This is a genomic window from Salmonella sp. SAL04196 (genome assembly GCF_046550835.1).
Lineage (GTDB): Bacteria > Pseudomonadota > Gammaproteobacteria > Enterobacterales > Enterobacteriaceae > Salmonella > Salmonella enterica.
The window spans coordinates 161,195-184,259 of sequence record NZ_JBGDXE010000005.1 but is presented as its reverse complement, the minus strand read 5'-3'; the positions used below and the strand labels follow the sequence as shown (position 1 = coordinate 184,259).

The window sequence follows — 23,065 nt, the reverse complement described above, 5'->3', positions numbered from 1 at the left end:
CTTATTCCATACTGATAACCATTATTTCCCATCAGCATATAGATATGCGAAATCCTTACTTCCCCATATCTGGCTGGAAGGTATGCTGGGAAGGTATCCCAATTTCATACAGTTAAGGACAGGCCATGAGTAAGATTTATGAAGATAACTCGCTGACTATCGGTCATACGCCGCTGGTTCGACTGAACCGTATCGGTAATGGACGCATTCTGGCGAAGGTGGAGTCGCGCAACCCGAGCTTCAGCGTCAAGTGCCGTATCGGCGCCAATATGATTTGGGATGCCGAAAAGCGTGGCGTACTGAAACCTGGCGTGGAACTGGTGGAGCCGACCAGCGGCAACACCGGTATTGCGCTGGCGTATGTCGCCGCCGCGCGCGGTTACAAACTCACCCTGACCATGCCGGAGACCATGAGCATTGAACGCCGCAAGCTACTCAAAGCATTAGGCGCGAATCTGGTGCTGACCGAAGGGGCGAAAGGGATGAAAGGCGCTATTCAGAAAGCCGAAGAAATTGTCGCCAGCGATCCGCAAAAATATCTCCTGCTCCAGCAGTTCAGCAACCCTGCCAACCCGGAAATCCATGAAAAAACTACCGGCCCGGAAATCTGGGAAGACACCGATGGTCAGGTGGATGTGTTTATCTCCGGCGTCGGCACTGGCGGTACGTTAACCGGCGTCACGCGTTATATCAAAGGGACGAAGGGTAAAACCGATCTTATCACCGTTGCGGTAGAACCCACTGACTCCCCGGTTATCGCCCAGGCGCTGGCTGGTGAAGAGATCAAACCAGGCCCGCATAAAATTCAGGGCATCGGCGCAGGCTTCATCCCGGGCAACCTGGATCTGAAACTGATTGATAAAGTGGTTGGCATCACCAATGAAGAAGCCATTTCTACCGCGCGCCGTCTGATGGAAGAGGAAGGTATTCTGGCAGGAATTTCTTCCGGCGCCGCGGTTGCTGCAGCGCTTAAGCTGCAGGAAGATGAAAGCTTTACCAATAAGAATATTGTGGTTATCCTACCTTCATCGGGTGAGCGTTATCTGAGCACCGCGTTGTTCGCCGATCTCTTTACTGAGAAAGAACTGCAACAGTGATGCCAGCATGTTAAAAACGCGTAAAAAAGCACCTTTTTGGGTGCTTTTTTGTGGCCTGCTTCAAACTTTCACCTCACCTGGCATTGATTCACCCTGCCGGAACTGGTATTTAACCAGACTAATTATTTTGATGCGCGAAATTAATCGTTACAGGAAAAGCGTTAGCTGAATCGATTTTATGATTTGGTTCAAATCTTCCTTTCGCGGCATAATGTTTAATGACGAGCGAAACGTCAGCGGCCATAAGTTGCCAGCAACGGATTGCGTAGAACACCTTTTGTGTCGCGTCCCGTTTACGCCGGCGCTAACAATACAGGCTAAAGTTGAGCCGCCAGGCTAGACTTTAGTTCCACAACACTAAACCTATAAGTTGGGGAAATACAATGTTCCAGCAAGAAGTTACCATTACCGCTCCGAACGGTCTGCACACCCGCCCTGCTGCTCAGTTTGTTAAAGAAGCAAAAGGCTTCACTTCTGAGATTACTGTGACTTCCAACGGCAAAAGCGCCAGCGCGAAAAGCCTGTTTAAACTGCAGACTCTGGGCCTGACTCAAGGCACCGTCGTCACCATCTCCGCAGAAGGTGAAGATGAGCAGAAAGCGGTTGAACATCTGGTCAAACTGATGGCGGAACTCGAGTAAGTTTTTTTCCGGGTTCTTTTAAAAATCAGTCACAAGTAAGGTAGGGTTATGATTTCAGGCATTTTAGCATCCCCGGGTATCGCTTTCGGCAAAGCACTGCTGCTGAAAGAAGACGAAATCGTCATTGACCGGAAAAAAATTTCTGCCGACAAGGTTGATCAGGAAGTTGAACGTTTTCTGAGCGGTCGTGCCAAGGCATCTGCGCAACTGGAAGCGATCAAGACAAAAGCTGGTGAAACGTTCGGTGAAGAAAAAGAAGCCATCTTTGAAGGGCATATTATGCTGCTCGAAGATGAGGAGCTGGAGCAGGAAATCATAGCCCTGATTAAAGATAAGCACATGACGGCTGACGCAGCCGCACATGAAGTTATCGAAGGTCAGGCCACTGCCCTGGAAGAACTGGATGATGAATACCTGAAAGAGCGCGCGGCTGACGTACGTGATATCGGTAAGCGCCTGCTGCGCAACATCCTGGGTCTGGCCATTATCGATCTGAGCGCGATTCAGGAAGAAGTTATCCTGGTTGCCGCTGACCTGACGCCATCAGAAACTGCACAGCTGAACCTGCAGAAAGTGCTGGGCTTCATCACCGACGCGGGCGGACGCACGTCTCATACCTCCATCATGGCGCGTTCTCTGGAACTGCCGGCGATCGTAGGTACCGGTAGCGTCACCTCTCAGGTGAAAAACGGCGACTATCTGATTCTGGATGCCGTAAACAACCAGGTTTACGTCAACCCGACCAACGATGTTATTGAGCAACTGCGCGCCGTCCAGGAGCAGGTTGCGACCGAGAAAGCGGAACTCGCAAAACTGAAAGATCTGCCGGCAATCACGCTGGATGGACATCAGGTTGAAGTTTGCGCCAACATCGGTACCGTTCGTGACGTTGAAGGCGCTGAGCGCAACGGCGCGGAAGGCGTTGGTCTGTATCGTACTGAATTCCTGTTCATGGATCGCGACGCGCTGCCGACGGAAGAAGAGCAGTTTGCCGCCTATAAAGCGGTCGCTGAAGCGTGCGGCTCGCAGGCGGTTATCGTCCGTACCATGGACATTGGCGGCGACAAAGAGCTGCCGTACATGAACTTCCCGAAAGAAGAGAACCCGTTCCTGGGCTGGCGCGCCGTGCGTATCGCCATGGATCGCAAAGAGATCCTGCGTGACCAGGTTCGCGCGATTCTGCGTGCCTCCGCTTTCGGTAAATTGCGCATTATGTTCCCGATGATCATCTCTGTTGAAGAAGTTCGCGCGCTGCGCAAAGAGATTGAAATCTACAAACAGGAACTGCGTGACGAAGGTAAAGCATTTGACGAAAGCATTGAGATTGGCGTGATGGTGGAAACACCGGCTGCGGCGACAATTGCGCGTCATTTAGCCAAAGAAGTTGATTTCTTTAGTATCGGCACCAATGATTTAACGCAGTACACCCTGGCAGTTGACCGTGGTAATGATATGATTTCACACCTTTACCAGCCAATGTCACCGTCCGTACTGAACTTGATCAAGCAAGTTATTGATGCTTCTCATGCAGAAGGTAAATGGACTGGCATGTGTGGTGAGCTTGCAGGCGACGAACGTGCTACACTTCTGTTGCTGGGGATGGGTCTGGACGAATTCTCTATGAGCGCCATTTCTATCCCGCGCATTAAGAAGATTATCCGTAACACGAACTTCGAAGATGCGAAGGTGTTAGCAGAGCAGGCTCTTGCTCAACCGACAACGGACGAGTTAATGACGCTGGTTAACAAGTTCATTGAAGAAAAAACAATCTGCTAATCCACGAGATGCGGCCCAATTTACTGCTTAGGAGAAGATCATGGGTTTGTTCGATAAACTAAAATCTCTGGTTTCTGATGATAAGAAAGACACCGGAACTATTGAGATTGTTGCCCCGCTCTCTGGCGAGATCGTCAACATCGAAGACGTGCCGGATGTAGTTTTTGCTGAAAAAATCGTTGGTGATGGCATCGCTATCAAACCAACCGGTAACAAAATGGTCGCCCCTGTTGACGGTACCATCGGCAAAATCTTTGAAACCAACCATGCGTTCTCTATCGAATCCGATAGCGGCATTGAGCTGTTCGTTCACTTCGGTATCGACACCGTTGAGCTGAAAGGCGAAGGCTTCAAGCGTATTGCTGAAGAAGGTCAGCGCGTGAAAGTTGGCGATCCGGTCATCGAGTTCGATCTGCCGTTGCTGGAAGAAAAAGCCAAGTCTACCCTGACTCCGGTTGTTATCTCCAACATGGATGAAATCAAAGAACTGATCAAACTGTCCGGTAGCGTGACCGTGGGTGAAACTCCGGTTATCCGCATTAAGAAGTAATTCTTGCCGCAGTGAAGAATGGCGCCTTTGGGCGCCATTTTTTTTGCCTGTAGGCCGGATAAGGCGCTTGCGCCGCCATCCGGCGATGGTGCGGCGCACTGCCTGATGGCGCTACGCTTATCAGGCCTACAAGGTTGCGAACATTTCAGCGCCAATCCACGGGTTACAACTGCGAGGTCACCGGGCGAAAGCACTTCTCGCGCATCAGGATCTTCATCCCATCCGGGCCACTCTCCAGCATCCTGCGTTCAGAATCGGACACTTGCAACTCGCACTGATAGCCGCCAGTGATACCAAACATCGCCCGCGCTACGCAAATATCTTCCAGCGCGTCCAGCCCGCTCGTTTCAAAATGCCCCACGATACGTCCCTGCTGGCGAACTACCAGCCGATAACTCTTCATCGCGCCTCCCCTGCCGGCGGCAGAATTAACTCATCACAGCCACACTGCTGTGTCCAGGTCATCACCTCCAGCACGCGCTGCGCCGCATCTTTTGCCGCGGTCGTCAGTTTTTTTCCCTGCACAATACCGCTGACCAGCTCGGCGCAGAAGAGATCTCCCGTCCCTTTTAATTCCGTCGCCACCCGCGGGTGGGCAAAGACCTCCACGACCTGCGCGGTAACGACGGCAACCGTTATGGTCTCCAGAGATTCGCCCGGCGCGCTGGTGATAACCACCCATTTCAGCGTATCGGAAAGCAGCGATTGCGCCGCCGCCACCGCCTCTTCCAGCGTGCGACACGGTTTACCACTCAGCATCTCCAGCTCAAATACGTTCGGCGTTAGCCCCTGCGCCTGCGGCAACAAATGTGTGCGATAAGCCTTCGGAATTTCCGCCTGCACATACATTCCACTGTCGGTATCGCCAATGACCGGATCAACAAGAATACACACCTCCGGATGCGAAGCCCGGATCGCCATTAGCCACTTCGAAAGCAAGACAATTTGGTCTGCGCTGCCCATGTAACCGGTGGTAATCGCTTTTAATTCACGTAGCGCATCGCGCTCATTCAACGCCGTAAGGTAGCCTGCAAACCACTCGGCGGGAATAATGCCGCCATAAAAGGTTTTATAGTGCGGCGTATTGCTGAACAGCACCGTCGGGACAGCCGCCACGCGTAATCCCTGCGCTTTAATGGCCGGAACAGCGATGCTGTTGCCTACGCTGCCGTACACGACCTGTGACTGGACGGCGACGATATCGGTCTGTAACGCCCGATGGTTGTCGTCGAAGAGCACTGACTGAATATCACTCTCTTGTCCCATAAAATTTTCCTCTCGCTGGACAGCAGGCTACCGCCTCATTATCATTGTCATATGCTAAAATTCATTTTGTCATAGGTCAATAATGATCGACGGAAAAACCGCTAACGAAATTTTTGACAGTATCCGTCAACACATTATTGCCGGCACGTTACGGGCAGAGGATTCGCTCCCGCCGGTACGGGAGCTGGCAAACGAATTAAAGGTGAACCGCAATACCGTCGCAGCGGCGTATAAACGGCTGATAACGGCGGGACTGGCGCAAAGTTTAGGCCGCAATGGGACGGTGATTAAAGGCAGTCCGTCTCCCGTAGCGCTGGAAGGCGGCGATCCGCATACGCCTCTGCACGACCTTTCCGGCGGCAATCCCGATCCGCAGCGTCTGCCTGACCTCAGCCATTATTTTGCCCGTCTCAACCGCACGCCGCATCTCTACGGCGATGCGCCCGTTTCCCCTGAACTACACGCCTGGGCGGCGCGCTGGCTACGGGATGCCACTCCCGTCGCAGGCGAAATTGATATCACCAGCGGAGCTATCGACGCTATCGAAAGACTGCTTTGCGCGCATCTGCTGCCGGGCGACAGCGTCGCGGTGGAAGATCCCTGTTTTTTAAGCAGTATCAATATGCTGCGCTATGCCGGTTTTAGCGCCAGCCCGGTCAGCGTAGATAGCGAAGGAATGCAGCCTGAAAAGCTGGAGCAGGCGCTAAATCAGGGCGCGCGGGCAGTGATCTTAACGCCGCGCGCGCACAACCCTACCGGCTGTAGTCTGAGCGCTCGCCGTGCCGCTGCGCTGCAAAATATACTGGCGCGTTACCCTCAGGTACTGGTCATTATCGACGATCACTTCGCCTTGCTTTCTTCGTCGCCCTGGCAGCCGGTTATTGCGCAGACAACGCAACACTGGGCGGTGATACGCTCCGTTTCCAAAGCCCTCGGCCCCGATTTACGTCTTGCTATTGTCGCCAGCGACAGCGCGACCTCGGCAAAACTTCGGCTGCGGCTAAATGCCGGTAGTCAGTGGGTCAGCCATCTGTTACAGGATCTGGTCTACGCCTGCCTGACCGACCCTGAGTATCAGCACAGGCTGGCGCAAACGCGGCTGTTTTACGCCGCCCGGCAACAAAAACTGGCCTGCGCCCTACAGCAATATGGCATCGCCATTTCTCCCGGCGACGGCGTGAATGCCTGGCTCCCGCTGGACACCCATAGCCAGGCTACCGCGTTTACGCTGGCAAAATCCGGCTGGCTGGTACGTGAGGGAGAAGCCTTTGGCGTAAGCGCGCCGTCTCACGGTCTACGTATCACGCTGTCGACATTAAATGACAGCGAGATCAACACGCTGGCGGCTGATATCCATCAGGCGCTAAATCGCTAACAGGAGAAAATAACGTGCGAGTTCATTTTGTTGTCCATGAGTCGTTTGAATCCGCTGGCGCTTATCTGAAATGGGCTGAAGATCGCGGTTATGCCATTTCATGGTCGCGCGTCTATGTCGGAGAAGCGCTACCGCCCAATGCCGATGAGTTCGATATGCTCGTGGTATTTGGCGGTCCGCAGTCGCCGCGTACCACCCGCGAAGAGTGCCCGTACTTTGACTCTCGCGCCGAACAGCACTTAATTAATCAGGCGATTACGGCCCGGCGAATGGTTATCGGCATTTGTCTTGGTTCGCAGCTCATTGGCGAGGCGCTGGGCGCCGCTGTGTGCCAAAGTCCGGAAAAAGAGATTGGTCACTACCCTATTACGCTCACTGAAGCCGGTCTGCGGCATCCGCTTATCGCCCACTTTGGCTCCCCGTTAACCGTCGGCCACTGGCACAACGATATGCCAGGACTCACCGATCAGGCGACCGTGCTGGCTGAAAGTGCCGGCTGTCCACGTCAGATAGTGCAGTACGGCAATTTTGTCTACGGCTTCCAGTGTCATATGGAATTTACCGTCGAGGCGGTTGAAGGATTAATCCAACATTCGCAACAGGAGTTGGCCGACGCGCAAGGGAAGCGTTTTATCCGCTCGGTCGCCGAGATGCGCGCATGGGATTACCAGCAGATGAATGAAAAGCTGTGGCGTTTTCTGGATGAACTCACGCTGGCGCACTCACAGAAATAACCATACCAGGAGTGTAACTTATTACCCAGCTAACGGTCTGAGGTGCTGTGATTATCGCATGAAAAAGGATTTTACCATGAAGAAAATTGTCTGCGCCGTCGTTGCGCTCCTGCTGACCCTACCCGCCTGGGCGAAGCTAAACGCCCACGAAGAAGCGCGCATTAACGCCATGCTTAATGCGCTGGCGCAGAAAAAGGATCTGACATTCGTTCGTAACGGTGATGCGCATAACTGCGAGGAAGCCGTATCGCACCTGCGCTTAAAACTGGGTAACACGCGCAATCGTATCGACACCGCCGAACAGTTTATCGATAAAGTCGCGTCGTCGTCGTCCATCACCGGAAAACCCTATATCGTTAAAATTCCTGGTAAAAGCGATGAAAACGCGCAGCCTTATTTACATGCGCTTATTGCGGAAACGGATAAAACGCTATAACACACGGGTGCCATACGACGATGGCACCTCGTTTAAATCCCCGCCCCCTGGCTGAAATGCTCTTCACCAAACACGCCGGTAGACAAGTAACGGTCGCCGCGATCGCAGATGATCGCCACCACTATCGCACCGGGCGTGGCTCGTGCGACGCGTAACGCACCCGCTACCGCGCCGCCGGAACTCACGCCGCAGAAAATCCCTTCACGCACCGCCAGTTCACGCATGGTGTTTTCGGCATCATTCTGATGAATATCCAGCACCTCATCCACCAGCGAAGCGTTAAATATGCCCGGCATATATTCCGCAGGCCAGCGGCGAATTCCCGGAATACTGCTGCCCTCTTCCGGCTGCAGGCCAACGATAGTGACCGGCTTTTCCTGCTCGCGCAGAAAACGCGACACGCCGGTAATGGTGCCGGTCGTGCCCATGCTGGAGACAAAATGCGTTACCCGCCCCTGCGTTTGCCGCCAGATTTCCGGGCCGGTGGTCGTGTAGTGGGCGTAGGGATTATCAGGATTATTAAACTGATCGAGCAGTTTACCTTCTCTGCGCTCAGACATAGCGAGCGCTAAATCGCGCGCCCCTTCCATTCCCTGCTCTTTAGTGACCAGAATCAGCTCCGCGCCATATGCCCGCATTGCCGCCCGACGCTCCTGGCTCATGTTGTCTGGCATCAACAGCTTCATGCGATAACCTTTCAGCGCGGCGATCATCGCCAGCGCAATGCCAGTGTTGCCGCTGGTCGCTTCAATCAGGACATCGCCCGGTTTAATTTCCCCGCGCTTTTCCGCCTCGACAATCATCGATAGCGCCGCGCGATCTTTCACCGATCCTGCTGGATTATTGCCTTCCAGCTTGACCCAGATTTCACTGCCGTTATCCGGCGCCAGACGTTGTAATTTGACCAGTGGCGTATTGCCGATGGTTTGTTCTAATGTATTCACGTTTTCAGCTCAATAAAAATGCCGGGTGGCGCTGTGCTTACCCGGCCTACAAAATCACGATATACGCTGTAGGCCCGGTAAGCGAAGCGCCACCGGGCGATAACTATGCAAATTAACCTATCAGGCAGACTCCGCAAGAGCAAGCGCCTCATGGGGCTCAATACGCTGGTCGCCATGATAGAGACGTGCGTTCTGTAAGCCGACAAACAAACGCTCGCCGCGCTGCGGGACGTCGTCACCCGCCATCACCACCGTCAGCGGATCGTGATACCACCCCAGCGGCTGCACCACTAGCTGTGTATAATGACCTTTCGGGCTGGCCTCAATGACCTGTACTGGTAGCGGAGAATCCAGGCTGGTGCGGCGGCTAATATCCACCTCCCACGGACGCAGGAACAGATCGACCGGCCCCTGGTACGCGGGCGTATAACCCAGCGGCCAGCGATGCGCGCCAACGTGAAACTGCCCGCCGCGGACGGTGCCTGTCAGGCGGTTCACCTCGCCCATAAACTCCAGTACGAAGCGGGTTGCCGGTTCACGCCACACTCGATCCGGCGCATCAGCCTGTTCGATATTGCCCTGACTCATCACCACCACCCGATCCGCCACTTCCGTCGCTTCTTCCTGATCGTGGGTGACAAAGACGCTGGTGAATTTCAGTTCTTCATGTAGCTGGCGCAACCAGCGACGTAACTCTTTACGTACCTGGGCATCCAGCGCGCCAAAGGGTTCATCCAGCAGTAGAATTTGCGGTTCCACGGCAAGCGCGCGCGCCAGCGCCACGCGCTGTTTTTGTCCGCCGGAAAGCTGGGCGGGGAAACGATCCGCGAGGTGCGCCAGTTGCACCATCTCCAGCAATTGCGTCACTTTCGTTTTAATCGCCGCCGCAGTTGGGCGGTCGCGTCGCGGCAGCACCGTCAGACCAAAAGCAATGTTGTCAAACACCGTCATATGGCGAAACAGCGCATAGTGCTGAAACACAAAACCGACTTTACGCTCACGCGCGTGCAGGCGGCTAACGTCCGTACCGTGGAAACGAATATGGCCGCTGGACTGATGTTCCAGCCCGGCAATAATGCGCAGCAGCGTCGTTTTGCCGGAACCTGACGGCCCCAACAAGGCAACCATCTGGCCGGAAGGAATATCCAGCGAGATATCATTCAGTACCTGAGTACGACCAAACGATTTCTTAATTCTGGCGATCTCAATGCTCATGATTTTCCTCCTGTTGCGCGCGTTTTTCCTGATTCTCCAGACGCCATTGCAACATGCTCTTCAAAAACAGGGTAATAATCGCCATTAGCGTCAACAATGCGGCGGCGGTAAAGGAGCCGACGGTGTTGTAGTCCTGCTCCAGTAATTCAATCTGTAACGGTAGCGATAACGTTTCGCCGCGAATCGAGCCGGACACCACCGACACCGCGCCAAACTCGCCAATCGCGCGGGCGTTGGTTAATACCACGCCGTAGAGTAGCGCCCAGCGAATATTCGGCAACGTCACGCGGCGAAACATTTGCCAGCCGGATGCGCCCAGTAAAATCGCCGCCTCATCTTCCTGACTGCCCTGGCTGAGCATCACTGGCACCAGTTCGCGCACCACAAACGGACAGGTGACAAAAATAGTGACCAGTACCATCCCCGGCCAGGAGAACATCATTTGCAAATTATGCTCATCCAGCCAGCCGCCCAACGGGCCGTTGGAGCCATAAAACAGCAGATAAACCAGACCGGCCACCACCGGCGAGACGGCAAAGGGAATATCCAGCAGGGTCAGCAGTAGCTGACGTCCGGGGAAGTTAAAGCGCGTCACCAGCCACGCCAGCAGAATGCCGAACACCAGATTCACCGGCACTGCGATCAAGGCAATCAACACCGTCAGCCAGATAGCGTGCAGCATGTCCGGATCGGCCAGATTTTGCAGTACCGGCATTAACCCTTTGCTGAACGCCTGCACGAAGATGTAAATCATCGGCACCAGCAGGATAAACGCCGAAACCAGCATCCCGACGCCAATCAGAAACCATTTTCCCCAGTTAATGCGGGGGACGTCGTATCGCTTCAATTGAGTCACTTCCGCCATTAATGACCTACCACACGTCGACCAAAGCGACTTTGCAAAGTATTGATAGAGAACAGCAGCAGCAAGGATGCCGCAAGGATCACCGAGGCAATAGCGCTGGCAGCTGGGTAATCAAACTCCTGCAAACGCACAAAAATCATCAGCGAGGTCACTTCTGTTTTCCAGGCGATATTTCCAGCGATAAAAATCACCGCGCCAAACTCGCCAAGGCTACGGGTAAAAGAGAGCGCCACGCCGGCAATCAGCGCAGGCGACAGCTCAGGCAGCACGACTTTGCGAAAACTTTGCAGGCGGGTGGCCCCCAGCGTTTGTGCCGCTTCTTCATATTCCGGCCCCAGCTCTTCCAGTACCGGCTGGACGGTGCGTACCACAAATGGAATGCTGGTAAAGGCCATCGCCACCGCAATACCGAGCCAGGTATAGGTCACTTTGATATCAAACTGCGCTAGAAACTGACCGTAGAAACCGTTCACTGAGAACAGCGAGGCCAGCGTTAACCCCGCCACCGCTGTCGGCAGCGCAAACGGCAGATCCATCAGCGCATCCAGCAACGTGCGCCCTGGAAAACGGTAGCGGGTTAAAATCCACGCCATCAACAGGCCAAACACGCCGTTAAAAATCGACGCTACAAATGCCGCCAGTAGCGTCACTTTATAGGCAGCCACCACCTGAGGGTTGGTCACGACATCCCAGTATTGCGCCCAGCTCATCTGTGAGAGCTGCATCACCAGCGCGCTCAACGGCAACAGCAGGATCAGGCAGACAAACAGCAAACTGGTGCCGAGGCTTAACGTAAAGCCGGGCAGCACGCGTCGGGAAGAAACGGCAAGCATTACTTACGCCCCGCCGCCAACAGTTTGTCCAGCTCGCCGCCGCTGGCAAAGTGCGTTTTCATCACTTCCGGCCAGGAACCAAACTTGTCTTCCACACGGAACAGTTCGGTCTGCGGGAATTTATCTGCTTGCTTGCCCATGATTTCCGGGTTATTCACGCGGTAGTAGTAATGGGTGATGATGGTCTGCGCCTGCGGGCTATACAGCCAGTTCAGGTAAGCTTTGGCGGCTTTTTCTGTGCCGTTGGCCTGCACGTTTTTATCCACCCAGGCGACCGGGAATTCAGCAAGAATGTTCGTTTTCGGGATCACCACTTCAAATCCCTGGGCTTCATATTGTTTGCGGATGTTGTTCACTTCCGATTCAAAACTAATCAGCACATCGCCCAGGCCACGCTCGGCAAAGGTAGTCGTAGCGCCGCGACCGCCGGTATCAAACACTTCGACATTTTTCAGGAACTGGGTCATAAACTGTTCGGTTTTGGCTTTATCGCCGCCGTCCGCGTTATCCGCCGCGCCCCATGCCGCCAGATACGTGTAACGGGCGTTGCCGGAGGTTTTCGGGTTAGGGAAAATCAGCTTCACGTCGGAACGTACAAGATCGCTCCAGTCGTGAATATTTTTCGGGTTCCCCTTGCGCACCAGGAAGCCCATCGTGGAATAGAATGGCGAACTGTTGTTCGGCAGACGGCTTTGCCAGTCGGCAGGGATCAGTTTGCCTTTATCATGGAGAATCTGTACGTCGGTCACCTGATTATAGGTCACGACGTCTGCCTTCAGTCCCTGCAAAATCGCCAGCGCCTGTTTTGATGACCCGGCATGAGACTGCTTAATCGTCAGCTTATCGCCGCCGTTCTCCTTCGCCCATTGTTGCTCAAACGGCGGGTTAAGGGCGGCAAACAGCTCGCGGGAGACATCGTATGAGCTGTTCAGCAGCTCCGTTGCCTGCGCCTGCCCTGCCAGTAACAGCATTGCTGCCAGCGTCAGGGGTCTCTTTTTCAGTAAGTTAACGGCCATTGCGCACCCTTATAAATTTAATGACTTTCTTATAGTCATCATATTTATAACCAGCGCTAAAGGAGTAACGGTTTTATATACCGTTTGATGATTTGAAAGTTGAAAAGGGAATAAGAGAATCCCTCCCCACGCGGCGCGGGGAGGAGACCGGCATCAATCAGACACCTACGCTTACGCTTTCAGGCAGGGTACTGCCGCCATCAATGACGTTTTGCGTTCCGGTAAGATAGCTGGACTCATCGGAAGCCAGAAATGCCGCCAGTTCCCCTACTTCCAGCGGATCGGCAAGACGGCGTAGCGGAATAGCTTTTGCCATTTCCGTTAATACCGATTCCGGATCGTCAGGGTTAGACTGACGGGCAATGCTTTCCGCCATCGGCGTTCTTACATAACCGGGGCAAATGGCATTCACACGAATACCGGACTGCGCATACTCTACCGCCAGCGATTTGGTTAAACCGACAATGGCGGCTTTTGACAGCGCATAGGCCGTTTCACCCGGGTCCGCCACCATATCTCCCGTGACGGAAGACATCATCACAATGCGGCCATCTTTACGTTTAATCATCTCCGGCAGGACGGCTTTGGTGACGTTCCAGACACCTTTAATATTAATATCAATGTGGAAATCGCGATCTTCTTCACTCATATCGAGGAAGTTGCCCAGACGGCACACGCCAGCGTTATTCACCAAAATATCAATTCTACCTTCAGTCTCTTTGGCGCGCGAAACCGCCGCCTGCACCGAAGCAAAATCTCTGACGTCAGCCTTAACGGCAGTACAGCGATGTCCGCGCCCGCCCAGCTCATCCGCCAGTTTTTCAATCTCATCGGAGATATCCAGCAAGATTAAGTTCGCGCCGTGGCGTGCGAATACGCGAGCGATCCCTTCGCCAATGCCCTGCGATGCGCCCGTAATCAATGCTGTCTTGCCCGTGAGTTTACCCATTTTCAATGTCTCCTTTTGAATATGGAGTCTTACACTCCATTAACACTGAAAATACAGTAATAACAAATAAGTGCTGAGGAATAGCTCACTAATTCAGGTAAATATTAGGTAAAAAAATCCCCGCGGAGGCGGGGATGGGCATTTTTATGCTGTTCTGCCTGATGGCGCTGCGCTTATCAGGCCTACCAATCGTAGGTCGAATAAAGCGTTTGCGCTGCCATCCGACAGGGTTTTACCTTATAGCGCTAACAGGCGATCCAGCGACGGCGCAAAATAGTAGCCGCCAGTTACCGGCTTGGTGAAGCGCAGCATCGCGTCGCGTTTACCGTCGGTATCGCCGAACATACTCAGAAGCTGCTGTTCGATATTGTGCAGGCGTGCGCAGTAAGCGCAGAAATAGAGACCATGAGTACCGCTGGCGGTGCCGTATGGCAGGCTCTGGCGCACAATCTTCAGCCCTTTGCCATCTTCTTTGAGATCGACGCGGCTCAGGTGAGACGTTGCCGGACGCGCATCGCCGTCAATCTCTTCATTGGCTTCTTTGGTACGCCCGATCATCATCTCCTGATCGTGAATACTCATCCGGTTAAGTTGCTTGAGATTGTGTTCCCAACGCTGCACGAACACATAACTGCCGCCGGCATCCACGCCATCTTTGATCACCGCCACTTCACGACGCGTCTCTTCGCCCGCCGGGTTCTCTGTCCCGTCGACAAAGCCGCTCAGATCGCGTTCTTCCACCCAACGGAAGCCGTGAACTTCTTCTTTCACGTCGATACAGTCGCCGAAGGCTTCCATCGCCGCCTGAGCAACAGAAAAATTCACATCGTGGCGCAGGGAAAGGATATGGATCAGCACGTCATACTGCGTGGCCGGCGCCAGCCCTTTACCATAAGGAATAAAATCTTTCAGTTCTTCCGCCCCGACGCCGCCGCTCAGGGCGCGCCAGGTATTGTTGCCAAACGCCACAACGGCCCCAAGATGGGCGTCCGGAAATTTGACTTCGAAGGTCGCCAGTTTATCGGCAAATGTTCTGCTGGCCGCGCGCAGGGCGTCCAGGTCGCCTTTTACATTGGCTTCAATCCAAATTGCCGCACGGCAATGTTCCGGCAAAATGCCACTTTGAACCTGAGACATGATTCCTCCTGAAAATGAGAATGCCACGCAGTCGTGGCATTAATGGAGGCTATTTTACCTTGTTTTTAAGCGAAGCGGTTTGTTCAGGCGCAAATTAACGACGCCAGATAATTTTGCGCACATCCCAGTTTTTTAAGACGTCATCAGGAGGCATTAAGCCTTCCGGTCCGCTCCACTCGCCGGAGAAAACATAGCTAATATGCTGACTTCCCTCGGCTTTACATTCGACGCTGGTATGGCTATCGCTGGAAACCGGCTCGCAGTGACCAAACGCTTTGCTGTAAAGGTCGCTAAACGGCGTACCGATTTTGCCCCCCGCGGCGGTTGGGATATCGCTGTCCAGCACATCAATACGGCTCACGGTTCCCTGCTCGCCGTTGATCACCATCGCGACGCTGTCGCCCTTCATCGCTTCGAAAAAGCGCACCACGTTACCGTTATCGGTTTTCATACCGCTACGCAGGCGATAATCGCCATCTAATGCCTCTGCAATAGCCGGCTCTTCCAGCGGCGTGGCGGCGGTCAGCGCTCCCACGCCTTGCTCAGTAACTTCTGTCGAGGAACCAAACCAGTTCCATGGATTTGCGGCAGACCAGTTGACCGAGGAGAGCGTTGAGCAGCCGGTCAGCGCCAGCGGCAGTGCGAGTAAAGTCAAACGCAGCGATTTCATCTCACTTCCTTTCTTTTATTAATTAACGTTGGTTGGAGTGCGGGTTCGCCAAAAAGTGCCGTTATTCTTTCTCAAGGGAAAAACAGGCACGCAAACGTTGATTGGTTAACAGCCAGATCAGCGCGACGATGTCCGCCAGCAGCAGCGCCAGCCCGACGCCGTTGACCGGGTCGCCACCCAGCCACATCACCGGCAGCCAGCACAACGACACCAGTTGAGCAAGGATCAGGAGTCCGCGCAGCCAGCGCCACACACCAGGAACCGCTTCACGCCGCCCGCTGAGTAAAAATGCCACTACCGCCGGAACGCCGGGCAACAGCCCCAGCCAAAAATTGTCATGGTCGGGATAAAAAAAGTTTAACAAAGTATTACCCTGTCCACGGGATGAACCGGCAATGACAAAGAGTACCCAGGCGCGCGCCTGAAGTAGCAGTACGCACCAGAACAGAAACGGCAGGCGTAAACGTCCGTGTACATCATAATCGGCTGGATGAAACTCAGTACTCTTCATCTTCAATCAGGCGTTTACCCAAACTTATGGCGTCAGAATGCTCATACCCCAGACGTTCATACATGCCCAGCACAACGTCGTTATCATCACGCACCATAATTTGGATTTTCGGACACCCGCGGGCGATGAGTTTTTTTTCCAGCCGGTTAAGCAACGCATTCGCAATGCCGCGCCCGCGGAACTCCGGGTGAACGCCCAGGTAATACGCCGAGCCGCGATGCCCGTCATAACCGCCCATTACCGTACCGACGACTTCGCCGCTAACTTCCGCAACGAGGAACAAGCTGACATCGTGATTCACCTTGCGTTCAATATCCATTTCAGGATCGTTCCATGGACGCAGCAGGTCGCAACGCTCCCAGAGGGTAATCACCTCTTCGAAATCTTCCTGGCGAAAAACGCGTATTTCCATGGTATTCGTTGCCTTTTCGGGTGGAAAAACCAAGATTATGGCGCAAACATCTGATTCAGCCAATATCTGACGCGATGTAGCGGAAAAAATGGCATAATGGCGATGTGTCACGTATTGAAATGAAAAGTAAAACAATTCTCATCACCAACCGTCGTAACGGATTACGCGATACGATATAACATCTTGAACTTAATTTTCACAACTCAGGCCGTATGAGCACTTTTAAACTCCTAAAAACTCTCACATCGCGCCGCCAGGTACTCAAAACAGGTCTGGCGGCCCTGACGCTGTCAGGTATGTCGCACGCAATAGCCAAAGAAGAAACGCTAAAAACCAGTAATGGTCACAGCAAACCCAAAACCAAAAAAACCGGCAGTAAACGGTTGGTGATGCTCGACCCCGGACACGGCGGCATCGATACCGGCGCGATTGGCCGCAACGGTTCTCAGGAAAAACACGTCGTGCTGGCAATTGCCAAAAACGTGCGCGCTATTTTGCGAAATCACGGAATCGATGCGCGTTTAACCCGGACAGGGGATACCTTTATTCCGCTGTACGATCGAGTGGAAATCGCCCATAAGCACGGCGCGGATCTGTTTATGTCCATTCATGCCGATGGTTTTACCAATCCGAAAGCGGCGGGCGCTTCCGTTTTTGCGCTTTCCAACCGCGGGGCCAGTAGCGCCATGGCGAAGTATCTCTCCGAGCGTGAAAACCGCGCGGACGAAGTGGCGGGTAAAAAAGCCACTGACCGGGATCATCTATTACAACAAGTTTTGTTTGATCTGGTGCAAACCGATACGATTAAAAACAGTCTGACGCTGGGTTCGCATATTCTCAAGAAAATCAAACCTATACATAAATTACACAGCCGCACTACCGAACAAGCGGCTTTCGTGGTGCTAAAATCACCGTCAATTCCGTCGGTACTGGTCGAAACCTCGTTTATTACCAATCCGGAAGAAGAACGCCTGCTGGGCACGACGGCGTTTCGCCAGAAAATCGCTACGGCGATCGCCAACGGCATCATCAGTTATTTTCACTGGTTTGATAATCAGAAAGCACACACGAAGAAACGGTAATCATGAAACCCGATGCACATCACGTAAAACAGTTTCTGCTACGCCTGCAGGATGATATTTGCCAAAAGTTATCCGCTGCGGATGGCGCAAACTTTGTCGAAGATAGCTGGCGACGCGAAGCGGGCGGCGGCGGACGCAGCCGGGTATTACGCAACGGCGGGATTTTCGAACAGGCGGGCGTTAATTTCTCTCACGTTCACGGCGATGCAATGCCCGCGTCCGCCACCGCGCATCGGCCAGAACTGGCCGGGCGTAGTTTTGAAGCGATGGGCGTATCGCTGGTGGTGCATCCGCACAATCCGTATATTCCCACCAGCCATGCTAACGTGCGCTTTTTTATTGCCGAAAAACCGGGCGCCGATCCGGTGTGGTGGTTTGGCGGCGGGTTCGATTTAACGCCCTACTACGGCTTTGAAGAGGATGCCGTTCACTGGCACCGCACCGCCCGCGACCTGTGCCAGCCGTTTGGCGACGATGTGTATCCGCGTTATAAAAAGTGGTGCGACGACTACTTTTTCCTCAAGCATCGTAACGAGCAGCGCGGCGTTGGCGGCCTTTTTTTTGACGATTTGAATACGCCGGATTTCGACCACTGTTTTGCTTTTATGCAGGCGGTCGGTAACGGCTACACCCAGGCGTATTTACCGATTGTCGAACGACGCAAAGCGATGGTCTGGGGCGAGCGGGAGCGTAATTTTCAACTTTATCGCCGCGGGCGCTACGTGGAGTTCAACCTGGTGTGGGACAGAGGCACCCTGTTTGGTCTGCAAACCGGCGGGCGCACTGAATCTATCCTGATGTCGATGCCGCCGCTGGTGCGCTGGGAGTACGACTGGCAGCCAGAAGCGGGTAGCCCGGAAGCGGCGCTGAGCGAGTTTATTCAGGTACGCGACTGGGTGTAATTGCCTGATAGCGCTACGCTTATCAGGCCTACAACCACAACGGCACCGCCCCGTAGGCCGGATAAGACGCAAAGCGTCGCATCCGGCACAAGAATGCCATCAAGCCCATTGCCGCATCCGTTGATGCAGCGTCAACGATGGTTTTTCGGCAAATAATTGCTGATAATCGGTGGCAAATTGCCCCAGATGCCAGAATCCCCACTGCATCGCGGCATCTTTGACCGTGGCGCTCTGCGACCACGGGCTAATCAGTTCCCGGCGTACTGCGTTTAAGCGAATACGTTTCAGCCACGCATTGGGGCCAATGCCCAAAATGGCGTGAAACGCATTTTGCAGCGTGCGACGGCTTACGTGTAGCTGGTTACATAAGTCGAGCACCGTCAGCGGCTCCGACATATTTTCCAGCACATATTCCCGCGCCCGCGACAGTAGCCTACGATATCCCTGATGGCTGATGCTCTCGGCGCTATGAATCGGCTTCGCCTCTTCCAGCATCGTGCCCATCGCCAGCAACAAATTATCACTCAAGACCTTACGCACCGCAGGTTGATGCAGGGTTTCAGGACTCTCGCTGAAGGTGGCCAGCGCCTGCTGCACAAAGCCCCACAGCGCCGCTTTATGCTGCTCTTTTACCTCCAGCGCTAACTGGTTACGCAGCATATGCAGCACCCTTTCCGGGTTATGCAAAAACGTGGCCTGACGGGAAATAACATCTTCCGAGATAACGACGCCCAGAATGGTGTAATCATCCGGCGTGCTCAGTTCAAACTCGGTGCCTCCCGGTCGGGTGGCAATCTCGGCGCTGCCGAGCCCCTGCGCGCCGATAAATCCCTGTTCGCCGCGTGTCGCCGGAATACCAAACCAGAAAGAGTTTGGCCAAACCAGACACGACTGACGCAGCGCCAGGCCGGTGTATTCACGGAACACCTGAATCTCATCAAGCAGGATTTCCGTGAACTCGCCATGAAATTTACCCGGGTGTAACTGATCGTAGATCTGCTGCCAGGCGGTGATAGTCAGAGCATGTTCATAGACATCCGTCGTCCGTCGCTGATGAACATTGTCCACCTCGACTCTGGGCGTAAGTTTAACGTCTTCGGGTAACGCTTCATGATAAAGATGGTGCAAATTCGCTGTACGGGTCTTTTTCATGATCTTCTATGCCGGACGCCCGCCAGGACGCCCGGCCCTCCGACAGATTAATTTTTGATGCGATAGCGACTACTGCGTTTACGCAACGCTCCGTCAGAAAAGAGTTGTTCCAGCACGTTTCTGGCCTGCTCCAGCGGCCAGCCAAAATGCGCGGCAACCTCTCCCGCCGTCATTCCCTGGCGTACTGATGCTAGCAGCGCCAGTAACGCTTCAGCGAACTCAGGCGTTGCGGGTACCTGGGGCGCTTTCTCAGTCGGCGTTGTCGCACGCGCAAACCCGCCAATCAGCCACTGGGTGTCCTCTTCCGGACGACCAATTTCTTTGCGGCTAATCACACGGCCTGTGCGCTGCGCGGCGGCGCTTCCGGCATCCAGCGCCGCACGACACGCCGCCAGATCGCCCTCTACCACCAGCGTGAGCCTGCCAGGGTCGAGCACTTGATGACTGAGCAAACGCACGTTGGCCGCTTTCAGCATGGCATCCGCCGCATCGACGGCGGCGACCATTCCGTCCACTTCCAGTAATCCCAGGGCATTGATCATTGGCAGCCTCCGTTACGCACGCTGGACAGGGTTACGGGCGATATCCAGCACGGCGTCGGTAAAGGCATTGCAGGCGGCTTTACACGCGGCCTGGCTTCCCGTTAAGAACGCGGCCGAATAGTTGGTTTCCGACGGCGGCGGCACGTAAGTCACCAGTTGAACGTCAGCGGATTTCATCGCCGCGTCAATGCCGAATGTCGCTTCCAGCGGCGGCGCCACCAGATAGGCCATTGGATCGCCCAGCGCAATACCTGCGGTAGATGAGAGGTACGAGCCGGTACGCGAAACCACGTGCGCCAGGAACGCGGTATTTTCCGCATCGTTCGCCCACTGGAACGCCGCCCCATTTTCAATATGCGCCACCATCGCATCCAGACCGGCGCGCACTTCCGCCGGGTTCGGTCCGCCCAGCATAATCAACACCTCACCGGCGGTCGGCGACGGCCCGTGAGCCGCCCCGGCATAGAGGGAGCGGCCATAGACTACTTCCACCATCGCCTGTTTTGTCGCTTCGTCAGCGGCAATATAGGTCACATCATCAGAATCTGCCGTGATGAGTCCGAGGCTACGGATATGTGGCGGTAATTTAAGTTCCCGCGCAAAGCCGTCATTCACGGAGGCAATCACGCGCATGGCAGTCACTGAAGGTCGAATCAAATCTAATGCAGGCATGATGTCTCCTTAACGGGTCATGTTGATGCCGGACGCTTTCTGCTCCAGCATCCGTTTGGCCAAATCCACAATCACGGCGGCGGCTTCTACTGGCGGCGTCCCCCCCTGATGAATGTTTGAAATACAGGTTCTGTCGGCCTCGACGGTGGTCGCCACGCGCGGGGAATAGACGGCGTAGCAGGAAAGGCTTTCCGACTGCCCCAGCCCCGGACGTTCGCCCACCAGCAGGATGACGACCTTCGCGCCGAGAATTTCGCCAATCTGATCTTCAATCTTCACGCGGCCATAGCGCACAAAGAACGGCGTGCCGACGTTCAGCCCGGCCTGCTTCAGACCGGCAAGCAGCGGCGGCAGGATCTCTTCATAGTTGGCGGTGATCGCATCCGTAGAGAGGCCATCGGAGACCACTACCTGCACATCCGGGTTCATCACGCACTGTGACTTCAGCGCGTCAATGGCTTCCGGGCTCAGGCGACGCCCCATATCCGGGCGCGTCAGGTACAGGTTTTTGTCGCTGATTTCCGAACGCACCTCCAGCAGCCCTTGCGCTTTTACCCACTCTTCCGGCACTTCTTTGAGCACGGTGTCTTTCGAACGGGAGTGATCCGCCAGGAAGCGCAACAGCGCCTGGGTACGTGGACGCGGCCCGGCACGACCCGTACAGACACGTGCCGCAGTACTGCGACGCAGTTCGGTCAGCACGTCCGCACGATGCGGGTTCTCGACGCCAATCCAGGCTTTTGCCTCCGCAGAACCTAAATCCAGCGCGCAGCTTTCGGCCACCGTCGGCACGGCGCACTGCGGCTTTGCGCCTTCCTGCGTTGACGGCGCGGCGGGTTGCGGTACGTCCTGTCCCATTGACGCCATCACGCTACGTACAATTTCTTCAATCTGTTTTTGATCCATGGTGTTATCCCCGCGTCATCAGAAGAACAGTGACGGATCGCCCGCCCGTTTGGTCAGACGACCGTTTGCCATAATGCCCATCGTTTCCAGCCAGCGTTCAAACTCCGGCGACGGCCGTAAATTCAGCAACTGACGGACGGTGGCGGTATCGTGGAAAGCGGTGGTCTGGTAGTTGAGCATGATGTCGTCGCCGAGCGGCATCCCCATGATGTAGTTACAGCCGGCAGTGGCGAGCAGAATCATCAGGTTTTCGTTAAGGTTCTGGTCGGCGTCGGCATGGTTGGTATAGCAGCAGTCGCAGCCCATCGAGATGCCGCTCAGCTTGCCCATAAAGTGATCTTCGAGACCGGCGCGGATAATCTGCCTGTCGTTGTAGAGATACTCCGGCCCGATAAAGCCCACGACGGTGTTCACCAGGAACGGATCGTAGTGGCGCGCCAGCCCGTAGTTACGCGCTTCCATCGTCACCTGGTCGGCACCAAAGTTCGCGCCAGCAGAGAGCGCAGACCCTTGCCCGGTTTCAAAGTACAGGCAGTTTTCCCCGGCGATGCGGTTGAACTCCGCCCCCACAGCCCGCGCTTCGTCGAGCATCGCCAGCTCGACGCCGAACTCTTTTAATCCCTTCTCGCTGCCGCAAATGCTCTGGAAAATCAGTCCGCCCGGCGCGCCGCGACGAATCGCTTCAATCTGGGTGGTGACGTGCGCTAGCACGCAGCCCTGGGTCGGAATATTGAATTTATCGATAACGCCGTAAACGGTGTCGAGCACGCGGGTCAGGTTCTCCACGTCATCGGTCACCGGGTTAACGCCGATCACCGCATCGCCCGCGCCGAAAGAAAGCCCTTCGTAGATTTGCGCGGCGATACTCTGCACATCGTCACGGGTATCGTTCGGCTGCAAACGGCAGCTAAAGGTGCCCGGAATACCGATGGTGGTATTGGCTTTTTTGATCACCGGCATTTTCTTGCCGCCGTAGATCAGGTCAGCGTTGGAGCAGATTTTCGCCACTGCCGCCACCACTTCGGAGGTGAGGCCTTTGCGGGTAAACGCGATGTCGTCCACGGAGGTTTCATCGCTCAGCACGTATTCGCGCAGCTCGCTGATGCTCCAGTTTTTAATCCGGTTATAGGCCGTTTCGTTGACGTCGTCCTGAATCAGGCGCGTCACGCAGTCCTCTTCATAGGCAATCACCGGATTGTTGCGGATATCCGCCACCGTCATTTCCGACAGTACCTGTTTTGCCGCTACGCGCTCCTGCGAACTTGCCGCGGCAACCCCGGCCAGCACATCCCCCGAACGCAGTTCGTTGGCTTTAGCCAGTACCTCTTTTACATCCTTAAACTGATAAACATTGCCGAACAATATGGTCTTTAGTTTCATAA

Annotated in this window: 26 protein-coding genes; 9 read left to right on the top strand and 17 right to left on the bottom strand. The window is 54.7% G+C overall.

Annotation, left to right across the window (positions count from 1 at the left end):
- Positions 1–125 precede the first annotated feature (125 nt).
- The 4 genes from cysK (at position 126) to crr (ending at position 4,064) form a co-directional block, all read left to right on the top strand.
- Complete coding sequence (gene cysK, locus ACLJPE_RS17730) at positions 126–1,097, top strand: cysteine synthase A (RefSeq protein ID WP_000036904.1); 972 nt, start codon at positions 126–128, stop codon at positions 1,095–1,097.
- A 383-nt stretch (positions 1,098–1,480) separates the two neighbouring features.
- The gene (ptsH, locus tag ACLJPE_RS17725; protein ID WP_000487600.1) at positions 1,481–1,738 is read left to right on the top strand and encodes a phosphocarrier protein Hpr; all 258 of its coding nucleotides are present in this window, start codon (positions 1,481–1,483) and stop codon (positions 1,736–1,738) included.
- 48 nt (positions 1,739–1,786) lie between these two features.
- On the top strand, positions 1,787–3,514 hold the full coding sequence (gene ptsI, locus ACLJPE_RS17720) for a phosphoenolpyruvate-protein phosphotransferase PtsI (RefSeq protein WP_000623118.1): 1,728 nt from the start codon (positions 1,787–1,789) through the stop codon (positions 3,512–3,514).
- Positions 3,515–3,554: 40 nt separating this feature from the next.
- Positions 3,555–4,064, top strand: coding sequence for a PTS glucose transporter subunit IIA (crr, locus tag ACLJPE_RS17715; RefSeq protein ID WP_000522253.1), 510 nt, complete (start codon positions 3,555–3,557; stop codon positions 4,062–4,064).
- Between the two features lie 163 nt (positions 4,065–4,227).
- On the opposite strand, the gene ACLJPE_RS17710 is transcribed toward crr, so the two are convergent.
- Entirely contained in the window at positions 4,228–4,467 is a 240-nt protein-coding gene (locus ACLJPE_RS17710) for a hypothetical protein (protein WP_000844541.1), read from the bottom strand.
- Positions 4,464–5,330: a pyridoxine/pyridoxal/pyridoxamine kinase gene (gene pdxK, locus ACLJPE_RS17705; RefSeq protein WP_000529602.1), complete on the bottom strand. Its 867-nt coding sequence runs from the start codon at positions 5,328–5,330 to the stop codon at positions 4,464–4,466. The genes ACLJPE_RS17710 and pdxK overlap by 4 nt, the downstream gene beginning before the upstream one ends.
- Positions 5,331–5,412: 82 nt before the next feature.
- On the opposite strand from pdxK, the gene ptsJ reads away from it, so the two are divergent.
- Genes ptsJ through ACLJPE_RS17690 form a run of 3 tightly spaced genes read left to right on the top strand, consistent with a single transcriptional unit; the run spans position 5,413 to position 7,875 of the window.
- Positions 5,413–6,705: a transcriptional regulator PtsJ gene (gene ptsJ, locus ACLJPE_RS17700; protein WP_023212336.1), complete on the top strand. Its 1,293-nt coding sequence runs from the start codon at positions 5,413–5,415 to the stop codon at positions 6,703–6,705.
- 14 nt (positions 6,706–6,719) lie between these two features.
- Complete coding sequence (locus tag ACLJPE_RS17695; protein ID WP_001263743.1) at positions 6,720–7,439, top strand: GMP synthase; 720 nt, start codon at positions 6,720–6,722, stop codon at positions 7,437–7,439.
- 58 nt (positions 7,440–7,497) lie between these two features.
- Positions 7,498–7,875, top strand: coding sequence for a YfeK family protein (locus ACLJPE_RS17690; RefSeq protein WP_000710731.1), 378 nt, complete (start codon positions 7,498–7,500; stop codon positions 7,873–7,875).
- Positions 7,876–7,907: 32 nt separating this feature from the next.
- Here the strand turns inward: ACLJPE_RS17690 and cysM are convergent, their stop codons facing one another.
- The 10 genes from cysM to ACLJPE_RS17640 form a co-directional block, all read right to left on the bottom strand.
- Complete coding sequence (gene cysM, locus ACLJPE_RS17685; RefSeq protein WP_001093877.1) at positions 7,908–8,819, bottom strand: cysteine synthase CysM; 912 nt, start codon at positions 8,817–8,819, stop codon at positions 7,908–7,910.
- Between the two features lie 120 nt (positions 8,820–8,939).
- Entirely contained in the window at positions 8,940–10,034 is a 1,095-nt protein-coding gene (gene cysA, locus ACLJPE_RS17680) for a sulfate/thiosulfate ABC transporter ATP-binding protein CysA (RefSeq protein WP_000021072.1), read from the bottom strand.
- Positions 10,024–10,899, bottom strand: coding sequence for a sulfate/thiosulfate ABC transporter permease CysW (gene cysW, locus ACLJPE_RS17675; protein WP_000852705.1), 876 nt, complete (start codon positions 10,897–10,899; stop codon positions 10,024–10,026). The genes cysA and cysW overlap by 11 nt, the downstream gene beginning before the upstream one ends.
- A complete protein-coding gene (gene cysT / locus ACLJPE_RS17670; RefSeq protein ID WP_000881745.1) occupies positions 10,899–11,732 on the bottom strand; it encodes a sulfate/thiosulfate ABC transporter permease CysT in 834 nt (277 codons plus the stop codon). Before cysT ends, cysW begins: the two co-directional genes overlap by 1 nt.
- Entirely contained in the window at positions 11,732–12,748 is a 1,017-nt protein-coding gene (cysP, locus tag ACLJPE_RS17665; RefSeq protein ID WP_031602311.1) for a thiosulfate/sulfate ABC transporter substrate-binding protein CysP, read from the bottom strand. The genes cysT and cysP overlap by 1 nt, the downstream gene beginning before the upstream one ends.
- 157 nt (positions 12,749–12,905) lie before the next feature.
- A complete protein-coding gene (ucpA, locus tag ACLJPE_RS17660; RefSeq protein ID WP_039514306.1) occupies positions 12,906–13,697 on the bottom strand; it encodes an SDR family oxidoreductase UcpA in 792 nt (263 codons plus the stop codon).
- 237 nt (positions 13,698–13,934) lie between these two features.
- A complete protein-coding gene (gene yfeX / locus ACLJPE_RS17655; RefSeq protein WP_000084583.1) occupies positions 13,935–14,834 on the bottom strand; it encodes a porphyrinogen peroxidase in 900 nt (299 codons plus the stop codon).
- Between the two features lie 94 nt (positions 14,835–14,928).
- Positions 14,929–15,504, bottom strand: coding sequence for an RpoE-regulated lipoprotein (locus tag ACLJPE_RS17650; protein ID WP_000838971.1), 576 nt, complete (start codon positions 15,502–15,504; stop codon positions 14,929–14,931).
- A 61-nt stretch (positions 15,505–15,565) separates the two neighbouring features.
- On the bottom strand, positions 15,566–16,015 hold the full coding sequence (locus tag ACLJPE_RS17645) for a DUF2919 domain-containing protein (RefSeq protein ID WP_000842940.1): 450 nt from the start codon (positions 16,013–16,015) through the stop codon (positions 15,566–15,568).
- Positions 16,002–16,427: a GNAT family acetyltransferase gene (locus ACLJPE_RS17640; protein WP_000406007.1), complete on the bottom strand. Its 426-nt coding sequence runs from the start codon at positions 16,425–16,427 to the stop codon at positions 16,002–16,004. Before ACLJPE_RS17640 ends, ACLJPE_RS17645 begins: the two co-directional genes overlap by 14 nt.
- Positions 16,428–16,639: 212 nt before the next feature.
- Here ACLJPE_RS17640 and amiA point away from each other — a divergent pair, with 212 nt between their 5' ends.
- Positions 16,640–17,509, top strand: coding sequence for an N-acetylmuramoyl-L-alanine amidase AmiA (gene amiA, locus ACLJPE_RS17635; RefSeq protein ID WP_000102880.1), 870 nt, complete (start codon positions 16,640–16,642; stop codon positions 17,507–17,509).
- 2 nt (positions 17,510–17,511) lie between these two features.
- Positions 17,512–18,411: an oxygen-dependent coproporphyrinogen oxidase gene (gene hemF, locus ACLJPE_RS17630; RefSeq protein ID WP_000801324.1), complete on the top strand. Its 900-nt coding sequence runs from the start codon at positions 17,512–17,514 to the stop codon at positions 18,409–18,411.
- Positions 18,412–18,510: 99 nt separating this feature from the next.
- Here the strand turns inward: hemF and eutR are convergent, their stop codons facing one another.
- The 5 genes from eutR to eutB are packed head-to-tail and all read right to left on the bottom strand — an operon-like array spanning position 18,511 to position 23,063.
- Positions 18,511–19,563, bottom strand: a complete 1,053-nt coding sequence (gene eutR / locus ACLJPE_RS17625; protein ID WP_000753665.1) for an HTH-type transcriptional regulator EutR — start codon at positions 19,561–19,563, stop codon at positions 18,511–18,513.
- Positions 19,564–19,610: 47 nt separating this feature from the next.
- Positions 19,611–20,105 carry an ethanolamine utilization microcompartment protein EutK gene (gene eutK / locus ACLJPE_RS17620; RefSeq protein ID WP_000606266.1) on the bottom strand — a complete coding sequence of 165 codons (495 nt, stop codon included), beginning with the start codon at positions 20,103–20,105 and terminating at the stop codon, positions 19,611–19,613.
- Positions 20,106–20,117: 12 nt separating this feature from the next.
- Positions 20,118–20,777 carry an ethanolamine utilization microcompartment protein EutL gene (gene eutL, locus ACLJPE_RS17615; RefSeq protein WP_001111053.1) on the bottom strand — a complete coding sequence of 220 codons (660 nt, stop codon included), beginning with the start codon at positions 20,775–20,777 and terminating at the stop codon, positions 20,118–20,120.
- A gap of 9 nt (positions 20,778–20,786) precedes the next feature.
- Positions 20,787–21,683 (bottom strand): ethanolamine ammonia-lyase subunit EutC, encoded by an 897-nt coding sequence (gene eutC, locus ACLJPE_RS17610; RefSeq protein WP_000372336.1) that lies wholly within the window; start codon positions 21,681–21,683, stop codon positions 20,787–20,789.
- An 18-nt stretch (positions 21,684–21,701) separates the two neighbouring features.
- Entirely contained in the window at positions 21,702–23,063 is a 1,362-nt protein-coding gene (eutB, locus tag ACLJPE_RS17605) for an ethanolamine ammonia-lyase subunit alpha (RefSeq protein WP_039514308.1), read from the bottom strand.
- Positions 23,064–23,065: the final 2 nt, after the last annotated feature.